General features: G+C 35.7%; 11 protein-coding genes and 1 tRNA gene. 6 read left to right on the plus strand and 6 right to left on the minus strand.

Annotation, left to right across the window (positions count from 1 at the left end; genetic code table 11):
• The first annotated feature begins 6 nt into the window (after nucleotides 1–6).
• From kbl to G551_RS0108580, 6 genes are all read left to right on the plus strand, one after another.
• Nucleotides 7–1,206, plus strand: a complete 1,200-nt coding sequence (kbl, locus tag G551_RS0108555) for a glycine C-acetyltransferase (RefSeq protein ID WP_027885184.1) — start codon at nucleotides 7–9, stop codon at nucleotides 1,204–1,206.
• A 116-nt stretch (nucleotides 1,207–1,322) separates the two neighbouring features.
• Nucleotides 1,323–2,699, plus strand: coding sequence for an OmpA family protein (locus tag G551_RS0108560; protein WP_027885185.1), 1,377 nt, complete (start codon nucleotides 1,323–1,325; stop codon nucleotides 2,697–2,699).
• A gap of 69 nt (nucleotides 2,700–2,768) precedes the next feature.
• Nucleotides 2,769–5,477: a PD-(D/E)XK nuclease family protein gene (locus tag G551_RS0108565; RefSeq protein ID WP_027885186.1), complete on the plus strand. Its 2,709-nt coding sequence runs from the start codon at nucleotides 2,769–2,771 to the stop codon at nucleotides 5,475–5,477.
• 1 nt (nucleotide 5,478) lies between these two features.
• Complete coding sequence (locus tag G551_RS0108570; RefSeq protein ID WP_027885187.1) at nucleotides 5,479–6,321, plus strand: alpha/beta hydrolase family protein; 843 nt, start codon at nucleotides 5,479–5,481, stop codon at nucleotides 6,319–6,321.
• A 14-nt stretch (nucleotides 6,322–6,335) separates the two neighbouring features.
• A complete protein-coding gene (locus tag G551_RS0108575) occupies nucleotides 6,336–7,784 on the plus strand; it encodes a potassium/proton antiporter (RefSeq protein ID WP_027885188.1) in 1,449 nt (482 codons plus the stop codon).
• 46 nt (nucleotides 7,785–7,830) lie between these two features.
• Nucleotides 7,831–7,904: transfer RNA gene (locus G551_RS0108580), tRNA-Ala, on the plus strand.
• Nucleotides 7,905–7,972: 68 nt separating this feature from the next.
• Here G551_RS0108580 and G551_RS0108585 read toward each other — a convergent pair.
• The 6 genes from G551_RS0108585 to G551_RS0108610 form a co-directional block, all read right to left on the minus strand.
• Nucleotides 7,973–9,196: a murein hydrolase activator EnvC family protein gene (locus tag G551_RS0108585; protein WP_027885189.1), complete on the minus strand. Its 1,224-nt coding sequence runs from the start codon at nucleotides 9,194–9,196 to the stop codon at nucleotides 7,973–7,975.
• Complete coding sequence (locus G551_RS0108590) at nucleotides 9,193–9,966, minus strand: DUF4292 domain-containing protein (RefSeq protein ID WP_036243571.1); 774 nt, start codon at nucleotides 9,964–9,966, stop codon at nucleotides 9,193–9,195. The genes G551_RS0108585 and G551_RS0108590 overlap by 4 nt, the downstream gene beginning before the upstream one ends.
• A gap of 5 nt (nucleotides 9,967–9,971) precedes the next feature.
• On the minus strand, nucleotides 9,972–11,342 hold the full coding sequence (locus tag G551_RS15615) for a tetratricopeptide repeat protein (RefSeq protein ID WP_051191339.1): 1,371 nt from the start codon (nucleotides 11,340–11,342) through the stop codon (nucleotides 9,972–9,974).
• Between the two features lie 249 nt (nucleotides 11,343–11,591).
• Nucleotides 11,592–12,608, minus strand: a complete 1,017-nt coding sequence (locus tag G551_RS0108600) for a sugar phosphate nucleotidyltransferase (protein WP_027885191.1) — start codon at nucleotides 12,606–12,608, stop codon at nucleotides 11,592–11,594.
• Between the two features lie 92 nt (nucleotides 12,609–12,700).
• A complete protein-coding gene (dut, locus tag G551_RS0108605) occupies nucleotides 12,701–13,132 on the minus strand; it encodes a dUTP diphosphatase (RefSeq protein WP_027885192.1) in 432 nt (143 codons plus the stop codon).
• A 3-nt stretch (nucleotides 13,133–13,135) separates the two neighbouring features.
• Nucleotides 13,136–14,566, minus strand: coding sequence for a lipopolysaccharide biosynthesis protein (locus G551_RS0108610; RefSeq protein WP_027885193.1), 1,431 nt, complete (start codon nucleotides 14,564–14,566; stop codon nucleotides 13,136–13,138).
• Between the last annotated feature and the right edge of the window lie 252 nt (nucleotides 14,567–14,818).

Here is a 14,818-nt window from a genome sequence, read left to right on the forward strand (position 1 = left end):
TAAGATATGTATAGTCCAGATTTAAAAAAATACCTTCAAAATGAGATTTCCGAAATTCAAGACAGCGGACTTTTCAAAAAAGAACGAATTATTACTACTCCGCAAGATGCGGTCATCAAGATTAGTACCGGGCAAGAAGTTATTAACTTTTGTGCCAATAATTACCTAGGACTTTCTAATCATCCCGATGTTGTAAAAGCCGCAAAAGACACTTTAGATTCTCATGGTTTTGGGATGTCTAGCGTAAGATTTATTTGTGGTACGCAAGACATTCATAAAGAACTAGAGCAAAAAATCGCGTCTTTCTACGGAACTGAAGATACCATTTTATACGCCGCAGCATTTGATGCAAACGGTGGAGTTTTTGAGCCATTATTAACGAAGGAAGATGCGATTATTTCAGACTCGTTAAATCACGCTTCGATTATTGATGGAGTTCGTCTTTGTAAAGCTGCAAGATATCGTTATGAGAATAACAATATGGAAGATTTAGAAAAGCAGCTTATTGCAGCCAACGAAAATGGAGCTCGTTTCAAAATTATCGTTACTGACGGAGTTTTCTCGATGGATGGTTTATTGGCTCCCTTAGATCAAATCTGTGATTTAGCAGATAAATATGACGCAATGGTCATGATCGATGAATGTCACGCTGCCGGATTTATTGGTGAAACAGGAAGAGGAACTTTAGAAGAAAAAGGCGTTTTAGACCGAATCGACATTATTACAGGAACTTTAGGAAAAGCGCTTGGTGGCGCAATGGGAGGTTACACCACGGCTAAAAAAGAAATTATCGAGATCTTAAGACAACGTTCTCGACCTTATTTATTTTCAAACTCATTGGCGCCTGCAATTGTTGGAGCATCTATCAAAGTGTTTGATATGCTTGAGAACGACACCAAACTAAGAGATAAATTAGAGTGGAATACCAATTACTTTAAAAAAGCGATGAAAGAAGCCGGTTTTGATATCGTTGATGGAGATTCTGCGATTGTTCCCGTGATGCTTTATGATGCTAAATTATCACAAAAAATGGCCGATAAGCTTTTAGAAGAAGGAATTTATGTAATTGGTTTTTTCTATCCCGTTGTTCCTAAAGAAAAAGCAAGAATTCGAGTACAGCTTTCTGCGGCACACGACCAAGAACATTTAGATAAAGCTATTCAAGCATTTATCAAAATCGGAAAAGAATTAAACGTAATTGAATAGTATAATGTAGTTATTTCTTAATTATGTTAAGAAAATTTTATTACTATTATTTTTGGGAATACCCTATAAGCACTTACTTTTGCTTACATTAACATTTAAAATTAAACACTTTTAATATGAAACATCTTAGCAGATTTTTATTAGTAGCCATGGTTGTTTTGGGTTGCACAAACATGCAAGCTCAATCAGAAGATAACCCTTGGGCAATTGGAATTGGCGTAAACGCTATCGATTTTTATCCTGTTGGTGAAGATATGCCACAAGGAGATATGTTTAACGAATATTTTAATGTGGAAGATCATTGGAATATCATTCCGTCTGTATCTAAACTAACAGTTGGAAGATATATTGGTGCAGGATTTTCTGCTGAATTAGCCGGATCATTAAACCGAATCGATAAATTTGGTGACGCTTCAACAGACGATTTAACTTATTATGGAATTGACGGGGGCGTTAATTATAGCTTCAAAGAATTAATTAACCCTGAAGGTTGGTTTGATCCTTATTTATCTCTTGGCGGTGGTTACACTTGGGTTGACGAAGAAGGTTTTGGTACAGCTAATGGAGGTTTAGGTTTCAACTTTTGGTTAACTGACAATATTGCTTTTAATGTTGAATCTAAATATAAGCATGCATTTGATAACGAACTTAATAAACATTTTCAACATTCTGCTGGATTCAAGATTGCCTTCGGAGGAACTGATACTGATGGTGACGGAATCTATGATGATGAAGACGAATGTCCTGAAACTCCAGGTTTAGAAGAATTTAACGGATGTCCTGATTCTGATGGTGATGGTATCCCAGATAAAGATGATGCTTGTCCAGAATTAGCTGGTCCTGCTGAATTTAACGGTTGTCCTGATTCTGATGGTGACGGTGTTGCAGATCCTCAAGATGAGTGTCCTAATGTTGCTGGTTTAGAATCTTTAAACGGTTGTCCAGATGCAGATGGTGATGGTATCAAAGATAGCGAAGACGAGTGTCCTAACGAAGCTGGTCCTGCTGCTAACAATGGATGCCCTTGGCCAGATAGCGATGGTGACGGAGTATTAGATAAAGATGATCAGTGTCCAGATGTTGCAGGTACTGCTGCGAACAATGGTTGTCCTGAAGTTACTGTTGAAGTGATCAACGAATTAAACGAGTATTCTAAAACAATCTTATTCGATTTAGGTAAATCTTCAATCAGAAAAGAATCTTACGATGCTTTAGATTCTATCTCAGAAATTATGAATGAGTACCCACAAACTGTTTTCCATATTGAAGGGCACACAGATAGTCAAGGTAGTGATGCATTCAACTTAAAACTTTCTAAAGAAAGAGCTGCTTCTGTAAGAAATTACTTAGTAGAAGAAGATGGTATCGATGCAAGTAGAATTACTTCTGAAGGATACGGTGAAAGTCGTCCAATCGCAACAAATAAAACTGCTGCAGGAAGACAACAAAACAGACGTGTTGAAGTTTCTCTAGAGAAAAACAGAGAAGAGTAAGAAGAAAATAAATTCTTATAAATACTCAAAACGCCTCAGTTATCTGAGGCGTTTTTTTATTTTTAAAGTATGAAAAGCTTTATAGAAGAAACCTTAGACCAACTCCTTAGTCAACCAACGTTTAACCTTTCTAAAACTACTTTTATTCTCCCGAGTAAAAGAGCCGGTAGTTTTTTAAAACACATCCTAAAACAGAAAATTTCTGGTAGCGCATTTGCACCGCAAGTTTTAAGTACAGAAGAATTTATAGAAAAAATAACCTCGCTACAAACCATCGATAATACCGAGAGTTTATTCAAGTTTTATCAGGTTTATAAAAAAATTACTCCAAAAGAAGAACAGGAAGATTTTGAAACATTTTACGGCTGGGCACAAACACTAGTTTACGATTTTAATGAGATCGATCGTTATTTGATCGATGCTGAACACTTCTTCTCTTACCTTTCTAGAATTCAAGACATCAATCATTGGGCGTTGAGTGATCCTCAAACTAATTTAATTGAAAAATACCTTACATTTTGGAACCTCATCCCGAAGTATTATCAATTATTTCAACAACAACTGTTAGAAAATAACGAAGCCTATCAAGGTTTGATGTACAGGATTGCTTCAGAAAAGATTTCAAGTTATTTAGCCAGTAATCAAGAACAACATATTTTACTCGGTTTCAATGCGTTGAATAATGCTGAACAAAAACTGTTTCAAACCATTTTAGAACAGAATAAAGGACAAATTTTCTGGGATATCGATGAGGCTTTTTATAACGATAATTATCACGAAGCTTCTTTATTTATTAGAAATTACAAGAAGAATTGGGAGTTTTATCAAGATGAAAATAATACAATAACAACTTCCAGCAATTATTCTTCTGCTAAAAACATAAACGTTTACGGAGTTCCTAAAAATATTGGTCAGGCTAAATATACTGCGCAATTATTAAGTGAAATTTCAGAAGAAGATTTAAGCAAAACGGCAATCGTATTGAACGATGAAGGTTTGCTAAACCCTATTCTTAACTCGCTTCCGCAGAATATTAAAAAACTGAATATTACGATGGGACTTCCATTAAAAGAAACTCCGCTCGCATCTTTGTTTGAAGTGATTTTTGAAATTCAGCAGACAGAAAATCAGAATTTTTACTACAAACCAATTATCGATATTCTCAACCATCCGTTTATTTTGATGAAGTTAGGCGAAAGTTCACAACAACTTCAGCAGCAAATACATCAGGAAAACCTGGTTTACCTTAGCAGAACTCAAATTTTAGAGCTTTCTAGCGAATCAACGAAGCATCTTTTGGGTGAAATTTTACTTCAGCATAAAACTCCGCAAAGCTTATTAAAAGCCTTTACAAATTTATGCCAAAAACTACGTTTAGAAGATGCGCTCGATAAACCCTTGGAGACAGAATACCTGTACCATTTTCACCAACTATTTGTGAAAATTCAGAATTTGATCGCCGAGCAAAGCCCTATTCAAAGCATAAAATCGTTACACAGAATTTACCGAGATACTTTAGAAACAGAATCGTTAGATTTTAGCGGTTCGCCTTTCGACGGCTTGCAATTAATGGGAATGCTCGAAAGCCGCGTGCTCGATTTCGAAAATATTATCATCACCTCTGTCAACGAAGGCGTACTTCCGGCAGGTAAAAGTAGCAACTCTTTTATTCCGTTCGACCTCAAAAAAGAATACGGTTTACCAACTTATAAAGAAAAAGACGCTATCTATACCTATCACTTTTATCGATTATTGCAAAGAGCCAAAAACGTTCATATTTTATACAACACCGAACCCGGCAGTTTAAACGGAGGCGAAAAAAGTAGGTTTATTACGCAGTTAGAAATTGAATCTCCGGTAGGTAACGAACCTAAACATCAATTTTTAAATCCGTTAGTTCCTGCTCGAAAAAATGAATTAAAGAAAATTAAGAAAACTCCAGAAGTTTTAGAAAAGCTTAAAGCGCTGGCAGCTCACGGATTTTCTCCATCGGCGTTAACCACTTATATTCGAAATCCGTTAGATTTTTATAAAAACTACGTGCTTGGCATTAGAGATACCGATGAAGTTGAAGAAACCGTTGCTGCCAATACTTTAGGAACGGTGGTTCACGATGCCTTAGAACATTTTTACAAACCTTTTGAAAACAAAAATATTGTAAAAGCAGATTTGCTGAAGATGAAAACTGAAATCGAGCAACAGGTAAAGTTTGAATTTGAAAAAACCTATAAGCAAGCGCCCATCAACAAAGGCAAAAACCTTATTATTTTTGAAATTGCCAAACGCTACATTTTCAATTTCTTAGCAAAAGAAATGAAAGAGATCGAAAATGATGAATTAATTATTAAAGAGGTTGAAAATAAGCTTACTTGTGATATTTTGATTCCTGAGCTTGATTTTCCGGTAAAAATTGGTGGTAAAGTAGATCGTGTAGATTACAAAAACGGTCAGCTTCGCATTGTAGATTATAAAACAGGAAAAGTACAAGCCGGCGATCTCAATTTAAAAGATTGGAGCGAGCTTACCCAAGATTATAAATATTCAAAAGCTTTTCAGGTACTTTGTTATGCTCGAATGATTTATGCTGAAACTCCTTTTGAAAATGCCGAAGCGGGAATTATTTCATTCAAAAACCTGAAAGCCGGTTTTATGCCGTTTAAACAAATTAAAAATACCGTAATTGATAAAGACACGTTAAACCAATTTGAAACCGAGTTGAAAAGCTTAATTTTAGAGCTATTCAATCCAGAAATTCCATTTGAAGAGAAAGAAGTTTAGTATGATTAGAGAGAAGAATTTTTTACTAGAAGGCAAACACCAAAAACCCATTGTTACCGATGTTTATTTTCAACCTACCCAACAACCCAAACCTATCGTTATTTTTTGTCACGGTTACAAAGGTTTTAAAGATTGGGGCGCGTGGGATCTGGTGGCTGAAAAATTTGCTGAAGCGGGATTCTTCTTTATTAAATTCAATTTTTCTCATAATGGCGGGACCGCAGAAGACCCGATCGATTTTCCAGATCTAGACGCGTTTGCGCAAGATAATTTTAACAAGCAACTTGACGATTTGCAATCGGTGATCGATTGGATCACGACGACCAAACAATTTCATGCCAATGCCGATGTGCAAAACCTTAATCTAATTGGTCACAGTCGTGGCGGCGGTATTGTAACAATTAAAGCCGAAGAAGAACCACAGATTAAAAAAGTAATTACCTGGAATGGTGTTTCAGATTTTGGAAGCAGATTCCCTAAAGGTGACGAGCTTCAAAAGTGGAAAGACGATAAATTCTATTACGTTACCAACGGTCGCACCAAACAAGAAATGCCGCATCATATTCAGTTTTATGAAGATTTTCTAGCCCATGAAGAACGCTTTACGATAGAAAGAGCGGTAAAGAATTTAAAAAAGCCGTATTTGATTATTCACGCTGAAGAAGATCCTACAGTAAATATCACGGAAGCAAAGCAACTTCAACAATGGAATAAACGAAGTGAACTTTATAAGTTACCGGGAAGTGATCACGTTTTTAAAACCAAACATCCGTGGAAGCAGGAAAGTCTATCTTCCGATTTAGAAAAAGTTACTGAAAAAACAATTCAATTTATTCAGCAGTAAAATAGCGAACATACATGATAGCTCAAATTATTTTAGTCGGCGCGTTATTGCTACTCGTTAGTATTTTAGCGGGTAAAACCTCCTATCGGTTTGGCGTACCAACACTAGTCCTTTTCTTAGCCGTTGGGATGTTAGCCGGTTCTGAAGGGTTGTTGGGCATTAATTTCGACAATCCGCTAATTGCGCAATTTATCGGGATCGTTGCTTTAAATGTAATTTTATTTTCGGGCGGGCTCGATACCCGTTGGGATGCGGTAAAACCTATTATGTACAAAGGCGGTCTCCTGGCTACACTCGGCGTATTTATTACCGCAGGTTCCGTTGGTTTATTTACTTATTATTTACTCGATTTTACCCTTATCGAAGCTTTATTACTTGGCGCTATTATTTCTTCTACAGATGCGGCTGCAGTATTCTCTATTCTGCGTTCTAACAACATTAATCTGCGTGATGGCATAAGACCTATGCTAGAGCTAGAAAGTGGAAGTAACGACCCCATGGCGTACTTTTTAACCACACTTTTTACCGGGATCATCGTAGCACAAGATTTTAATGGTTGGGATTCTATTTTTCAGCTTTTATTTCAAATAAGTATTGGAGCAGCTTCCGGTTTTGCTATTGGTAAACTTAGCAAACTACTCATTAATAAAATTGAATTAGATTTTGAAGGACTTTACCCGGTTTTAGGTTTAGCGCTTAGTTTTATTGCCTATTCACTTACAGAGGTAATTGGCGGTAACGGATTTTTAGCCGTGTATATTTCTTCAGTAATTTTAGGAAACAGCAAATTGATCAGGAAAAACTCTTTACGTCAGTTTTTTGACGGATTTGCTTGGTTGATGCAGATCATCTTATTCTTAACTTTGGGTTTGCTAGTTTTCCCAACGCATATCGTGCCGGTAATTTTAACCGGTTTAGCGATTGCTTTGTTTTTGATCTTCGTGGCACGACCACTTAGTGTTTTTATAAGCTTGGCTTTTTTCAAGGTAAAATTTAAGAGCAAAGTTTTTATCTCTTGGGTTGGTTTACGTGGCGCGGTTCCTATTGTTTTTGCAACCTTCCCGATGGTTGCCGGTTTAGAAAAGGCAGACCTTATTTTTAATATTGTTTTTATGGTTACGCTTGTTTCTATTATGTTACAAGGCACCACCATTAGTAAAATGGCGAAATGGTTAGGAGTTGAAGATACTACGGTAAAAATGCTCACTAAAGCACGCGCTATTGAATTTTCTGATGAATCGAAAACCGAATCTGCTGAAATACATCTGCATGAAAATAGCCAAGGTGTCGGACAAAAACTTTACCAGCTGAAATTACCAAAAAACACCTTGGTGGTGATGATTATAAGAGACGATAATTATTTTGTTCCTGAAGGTTCTACACAACTCGAAGCAGGCGATACTTTGCAGCTTATTTCAGCGAAAAAACAAGATTTAGATTGGGTAGTAGAAAATGTAGGTTAATTGTAAAGTTGAATTACTTTTTTGCTTATTTTAGTCGAACATTTTTGGGGGATTAGCTCAGTTGGCTAGAGCGTTTGGCTGGCAGCCAAAAGGCCATCGGTTCGAATCCGATATTCTCCACAAAAAAGCCGAAGACATTTTCTTCGGCTTTTTTATTTATGTATCCTTTTACGTATCCTTTCTGAAGTTTACATTTTATAAATCCAATGGGCGGGATTGAGCGCTTGGGTGTTTTTATAAATTAAGAAACTTAACGTTGGTCTTCCTGTAGCGGTACTCTTTCCTACTTTACCGATTACTTGATTCGTAGTTAACTCATCTCCTACTTCAACATTAATAGAAGAAAGGTTATTATAAACACTTAAATAATCACCGTGAATCACAAAAACTGCTTTATTGGCTCCTTTAATGGCTTGTATTTTAAAAACCTTGCCTTTAAAAACAGTTCTTACCGATTCGTTTTCGTTAGTTTCAATTCGAACTCCGTCACTCTTTACTTTTACAGATTTTACAACCGGATGCGGATGCGTACCAAACTTCATCGCCACAACGCCAGATTTTACCGGCCAAGGCAATTTTCCTTTATTTGAAGTAAAACTCGCAGCGAGTTCTTTAGCTTCCGGCGTAAGCTCGAACTTGCTCGTTGAACTTGAACCTTTCTTTTTATTTTCTGCCGCGATCGCTTCACGAATTAATCGATCGATCTCTCTATCTATTCTAGAAACTTCTTCTTGTTTTTGCTTCAGCTCTTTTTCAAAATTACCAGCTTTTTTACGGATCGAAGCTACTAATTCTTGCTGTTGCTTTTTATCTTGTTGCAATTTGCTTTGGGTAATTCGGTTTTGTGATAAAAGCTCTTCTTTGGCTTTACGCTGTTCAACTAAATCGGTATTTAATTGCTGTAATAATTGCGTTTGTCGTTGTATTTCTAAGCCTTGCTCTTTTCTGTATTCTGTATATTGTTTCATATACTGCAAACGCTTGTAGGCTTGCAGAAAATCTTCCGAAGAAAATAAAAACATGATCCTGCTTTGGTTAGACTTACTCTTGTAAGATTTCTTGATCATTTTTGCGTAATCTTCTTTCAGCTTCTCTAGATCTTTACGCAGCTTATCTATTTTATTAAGATTGGTATTGATCTCTTTGGTTAACAGATTCGCTTCTTGATTGGTGACGCGAATTAAATTTTCGGTCGCTCTAATGCGTTTATCTAGATCTTCAACCTGCGTTAAAACCGATTGTTGCTTTACTTTATTACTCGCTAATAAATTACTTATCTGGCTAATTTCTTTACGTAAAGCGATACGTTTTTGCTCTAGTTTTTTACGTTCTGTACTTTGCGCAAAACCTATAGCACTAAAACTTATAAAAAGTAATAGAAACGCGATATATTTTAGTTGAAAATGCTTCATTCAATTACAATTTCTTCATAACCTGAAGGGATGCTAAACGGAAATGTGACCGACTCATTAAATTCTAACGAACGATAGTCGATATTTATTTTAGTTGTGCCATCGCCTTGATTAGCGATAATAGTAATATTTTGTGGCATTCCATAATTTTCTTGACCGTAAAAATCGTCGTAAGTAATCGTTACGCCTTCATTTTCTTCGGCGCGAACCAATTGTTGTGCTTTGGTTTTAAAACTTAGCAAATCGATTAAAAAAGATTTTGCAATTGGGCTTTCTTCTAACGAAGCTAATTGATAACCATTTTGGGTTGAAGTAAGTCTGTATTCTTTTGAATTTAGCTCGTAAATAGGTTGGCCGATCAATAAATTTTGAACTTTATTGAAGTCTAACTCAGTACCTAACCATTGGCTTAACAAACTAAAATCTCCATCAAAATAAGAACCATTGATCTTTTCGTAAAACTGAACTCGTTGTGGGGTTACCATTACTTTTGCAACTGTAATAAGACCTCCCAACTTTGCACTTAACCAAATGGCTTTGTCTTTTTCCATGCGAATGCTTACCGATATCGATTGACTGTCTTCACCATCGTCGTAACTTCCTCTTAACCTACCTTGCATGGTTTTAAATGAAGGAGCTGCTGCTAAATTTTGTTGAATAACGTTTTCTTTAGTAGCATCTGCTTTACGTTCTGCAGCGGTTTTTTTAGGTCCGCAAGAAATGACTAACAGTCCAAAAACGAGTAAAAGTGCTTTTTGAAAATGCTGCATTATGTTTATAGTGTTTTTTTAAGTTGTTCAAATTTTTGCTGAAATTTTTCAGCTTCTTTTGGCTTTCCTAAACCTTGATAAGCGATCGCTAATTGTTGGTAAAAATCGCTTTCCATTTGTGGATTGTCGATTAAAAAATCTACGCCCATCAACAGGTTTTCTTCCGCTTTTCCAAAATTACCCAAGGTATTATTTGCCACGCCGGTCACTAAGTATAAAATAGGTTGTGATGGGTAACTCGCCATATATTCTTCTGCCAACAGAATAGATTTTGAAGGCATTTTTTCTTGTAAATACAATAACATTAAATCTTTAGCAGAAGCAAAATCGTTCGGGTTTTGCTTTACGACTTTTTCTAAATTCTGAATGGCTTTGTTATTATCGCGCCCTTTGTAAAATTCAGCTAAATCGGCATTACTTTCTCCGTTTGCTAACTGCTTATCTAAACTTTCAATAAGATCTTGCTCGTACTTAGGTTTTTGATTGACCAATTGCACAAAGTCTTTTACCACTTCTTTCTTCATCGTAAGCCCAAGATCACTTTCTAAAACAGTTTTCATCGACTTTACCGCTTCATCATCTTTATATTCAGCTAAATACTTTTTATACAAGGCATAATGTGCCTCTTTAGAGTCAGGGTATTTTTCAAGTAGTTGCTCTGCGATCTGGTAAGTTCTTTCTAACTTATTTTGCGTCGCGTAAAAATACATTAGCGCCAAATAACTGTTCGTCGCCGATGGGTTGTTTTCTAATTGCTCTAATAAATAGTTTTCTTCTAAAGATTTATCGGGGTTTTCTGCAAAAATCTTTCCGCGGAGTGCATCTCGATAATCACTTTCACCTTCTCGCGCATCGATATAATCTAAGGCTGCTAATGCTTTTTGATAATCTTCTACTCGAACGTAAAGATTTGCCAAATCTTCGTAATAATCGATATTGTATTGACTTAACTTGGTCGCAACCTCAATGGCTTTTGTATAATTCTGCGTGAGGTAATAAACATCGTAAAGCTCGGTAAGAATATCGATATTATCTTTCTTTTCTGAAAGTGCTTTGTTTAAGTTTTTCTCTGCCAGATCAAACTCTTCTAAAGCTTTGTAATTTTTACCTAACTCGTAAAAAACGGCTACATTATCCGGCTGAATTTCTGCACATTTTTTTAAAGCTGAAATGGCTTTTTCATAATTCTCGATACCGCGTTGCGATAATGCCTGAAAGAAATATTCCTGAAATTTATCGGTCACATTTCCTAAATTATCCTGATTAATTTCTTGCTTGGCAATTGCTAACGAGTCGGTTTGTGCTTGTGCACAGAAATTACTTCCGAAGTAAATAACGAAAGAGAAGAATAAGATATGTGATCTAAAAAATTTCAATGTTTTACTGAACAAGTTTTGTTGAATATGCTGAAAAGTTTTCTTCTAGAAATTCATTTTTGAACTTAAATAATTGATTATTCATAATTAGTAAAATTTTTTTTCGTCATTCCGGACTTGATCCGGAATCTCATCATTTCTGAAAAGCAAACTAATCAGGATGAGACCCTAAATCTAGTTTAGGGTGACGGAACTAATAAGCTTTAAAATTCAAATTAACCAGAAAACTTTTCAGCATAGAATCAATTATTATTCCAATACCGAATAATCGCCTATACTAATTTGCGTATAGTTACCGTCGTATTTGGCGTGATTCCCGATCATCGAGTTATCTAAAGTTGCGTTTTTAATACTCGAATTGGTTTGAATCAAGCTATTTTTAATTTCACTGTTTTCAACCACACAATCGTCGCCAATAGATACGTTAGGACCGATCGTTGAATTCTTTAACACCACATTTTCACCAATATAACAAGGCTCTATAATTTCTGAATTTTCTAATTTCACTGAATCTGAAACAGTTTTTTCACCATCAGACTTCAAGAAATTCAGCATTTTCCCGTTGGTTTCTACGGTTACGTTTTTGTTTCCGCAGTCCATCCATTCATCTACGGTTCCGGTTTTAAAAATTTTACCTTCAGCCATCATCTTTTTAATACCATCGTTAATTTGGTATTCACCGCCGTGCATTAAATTTTCTTCTAAAACCTCTTGTAGCTTTCCTTTTAAAACTTCAATATCTTTAAAGTAATAAATACCGATCACCGCTTGGTCGCTCACAAATTCTTGTGGTTTTTCGACCAACTCGATAATTTCTTCATTTTCATTCAAGTTTACCACTCCGTAAGCTTCTGGATTGGCTACTTTTTTTGTCCAAATTACCGCATCGGCTTTTTCATCTAATTTAAAGTCGGCTTTAATTAATGTATCGGCATACGCCACAACTGCCGGACCCGAAAGTGATTCTTTAGCACTCATAATCGCGTGACCGGTACCCAAAGGTTGATCTTGGCGATAAATAGATGCCTTGGCTCCTAGACTTTCTGCAAGACGCTCTAAACTCTCGACAATATCTTGCCCAAAGAAAGCCGGGTCGCCTAAAATAAAAGCAACTTCATCGATAGGTTGGTTGAGTACTTTGGCAATATCTTTTACCAAACGATGAACGATTGGTTCTCCTGCCACCGGAATTAATGGTTTAGGAACTGTTAAAGTATGTGGACGAAGACGAGAACCTCTTCCCGCCATGGGTACGATTATATTCATAGTTATGCCCGCGTAGGCGGGTATCTTTTTCAATTAAACAATTTATTAATTATCTGTTGAATGCTTATTAGATTTCTGCCTTCGCAGAAATTTTAAACGCCGGTACTTCCGAAACCACCTTCACCTCGATCAGATTCTTCCAGCACTTCTACTTCTTGCCATTCTGCACGTTCATGTTTAGCGATCACTAATTGCGCAATACGCTCACCATCGTTAATTACGAATGCTTCTTTTGAAAGATTTACTAAAATTACGCCTATTTCTCCGCGATAATCAGCATCGATAGTTCCGGGAGCGTTAAGTACCGTAATTCCTTTTTTGGCAGCTAAACCACTTCTTGGGCGAACTTGCGCTTCGTAGCCCACCGGAAGTTCTATAAACAACCCGGTTTTAACGATCACACGATCCAACGGACTTAATACGACTTTATCTTCTAGGTTTGCTCGAAGATCCATCCCTGCAGAAGCGATGGTTTCGTAAGCAGGAAGTTGATGATTGGATTTATTAATGATTTTTACCGTCATTTTTTATGCTTGTAAAATTTTTAGTAATTCTTTTTTCTCTTTTATATACACGATTCCCAAAAATAAGAAAAGTAATAATGTTCCTATGAGCAAATGGCCATCAAATATATAAAATGATGCAAATGCAAAGCTTGTCGATATGATTAAATATATGCCAATACTCTGTAAATTATAAGGAACTTTGTAATGCTTTCGGCTCAAAATATAAGAAATAATAACCATAATCGAGTAAGCAGCTAATGTCGTCCAAGCTGAAGCCATAAAACCTATTTTCGGGATAAACACATAATTTAAAGCAATAGTCACAACCGCTCCAATAAGTGATAAATACATTCCGAATCTAGTTTTATCGGTAAGCTTGTACCAAATAGAAAGATTAAAATACATTCCTAAAAATAGATTTGCCAATAAAACTACCGGTACAATATCAATGGCAACCCAATACGACTCATCTGCTACTAACATTTGTTTAAAGAAATCGAGATAAACTGTTACAAAAACCAGCATTAAACTTCCTAAGATCACAAAATACTTCATCACCATTGCATAGGTGTTTTTTGCATTTTCTTCTTTGGCGTGACTAAAAAAGAACGGCTCTGCTCCCAACCTAAAGCCTTGAATAAAAATGGTCATAAACACTGCTATTTTATAACAAGCGCTATAAGCTCCATTAATATCTTTTCCTAATACCTGCGGAAGTAACCACTTATCAAAATTCTCATTAATGATATACGCCATTCCGGCTATCATAATTGGCCAACCATAAGCTAATAACTTCTTTAAGATTGAAAAATCAAATTCAAGCTTGGCTTTAAAAAAATATGGAAATAACAATAAGAATGTAAGGACACTGGCTGCTAAGTTTGCAATAAATACATATTGAACAGGATCGTCTTGATAAGATTCTAAAAACTGAATATTGTATTTAGGCATCGCCCATAAAAAGAATAGATTCAGCAATACATAAGTAAACACGCTAATAAGTTTAATAATAGAAAACTTTATGGGTCTACCCGAAGCTCTTAAATAAGCAAAAGGCACTACTACAAGCGTATCGAGCGCTAAAACGCCTACTAAGAAATTGAAATAAGACAGTTTGAGATGAACGAATGCAGCTAACGAATCATTATAATACCAAACCAAGCTAAAGAATATGATTGTGGTAAACGTAAGACTGATTAAAGCTGTTGAAAAAACTCGATTTGCTTTATATTTCTCATTATTGAAAAAACGAAAGAAGGAAGTCTCCATCCCGTAAGTTAATAGCACATTGAAAAAAGCTGCGTAAATATAGAAGGTAGTATTATCGGAATAACTAGCATTTTCTAAGGTATTGGTATGCAAACGCACTAATAAAAAATTCATTAATCGTGGCAAAACTGTTGCCAAACCATAAATAAATGTGTCTTGAAAAAAACGCTTTAACGTACTCAAATTAATTACTGCTTAATAAGTTTTAAATGTATAGCTTTTAAAAACAGATTTCAATGTTTTTATAGAAAAAGAAAACCCCGAATCGCTTCGAGGTTTTTATCATATTTCTGAATATTAATTCAAGAAAAATTAATATTTCTAATTGTTCAAGGCTTCCGCTTTAAAGAATTTGCTCCTTTACAGTCGCTAATTGTTCAAGGCTTCCGCTTGAGAAAAAATTTGCTCCTTTACGGTCGCTAATTGTTCAACGCT

The organism is Mesonia mobilis DSM 19841 (genome assembly GCF_000423405.1).
GTDB lineage: Bacteria > Bacteroidota > Bacteroidia > Flavobacteriales > Flavobacteriaceae > Mesonia > Mesonia mobilis.

Coding starts and splice junctions, on each gene's coding strand:
- kbl (WP_027885184.1), top strand. CDS start 7: ATGTATAGTCCAGATTTAAAAAAATACCTTCAAAATGAGATTTCCGAA.
- G551_RS0108560 (WP_027885185.1), top strand. CDS start 1,323: ATGAAACATCTTAGCAGATTTTTATTAGTAGCCATGGTTGTTTTGGGT.
- G551_RS0108565 (WP_027885186.1), top strand. CDS start 2,769: ATGAAAAGCTTTATAGAAGAAACCTTAGACCAACTCCTTAGTCAACCA.
- G551_RS0108570 (WP_027885187.1), top strand. CDS start 5,479: ATGATTAGAGAGAAGAATTTTTTACTAGAAGGCAAACACCAAAAACCC.
- G551_RS0108575 (WP_027885188.1), top strand. CDS start 6,336: ATGATAGCTCAAATTATTTTAGTCGGCGCGTTATTGCTACTCGTTAGT.
- G551_RS0108585 (WP_027885189.1), bottom strand. CDS start 9,196: ATGAAGCATTTTCAACTAAAATATATCGCGTTTCTATTACTTTTTATA.
- G551_RS0108590 (WP_036243571.1), bottom strand. CDS start 9,966: ATGCAGCATTTTCAAAAAGCACTTTTACTCGTTTTTGGACTGTTAGTC.
- G551_RS0108600 (WP_027885191.1), bottom strand. CDS start 12,608: ATGAATATAATCGTACCCATGGCGGGAAGAGGTTCTCGTCTTCGTCCA.
- dut (WP_027885192.1), bottom strand. CDS start 13,132: ATGACGGTAAAAATCATTAATAAATCCAATCATCAACTTCCTGCTTAC.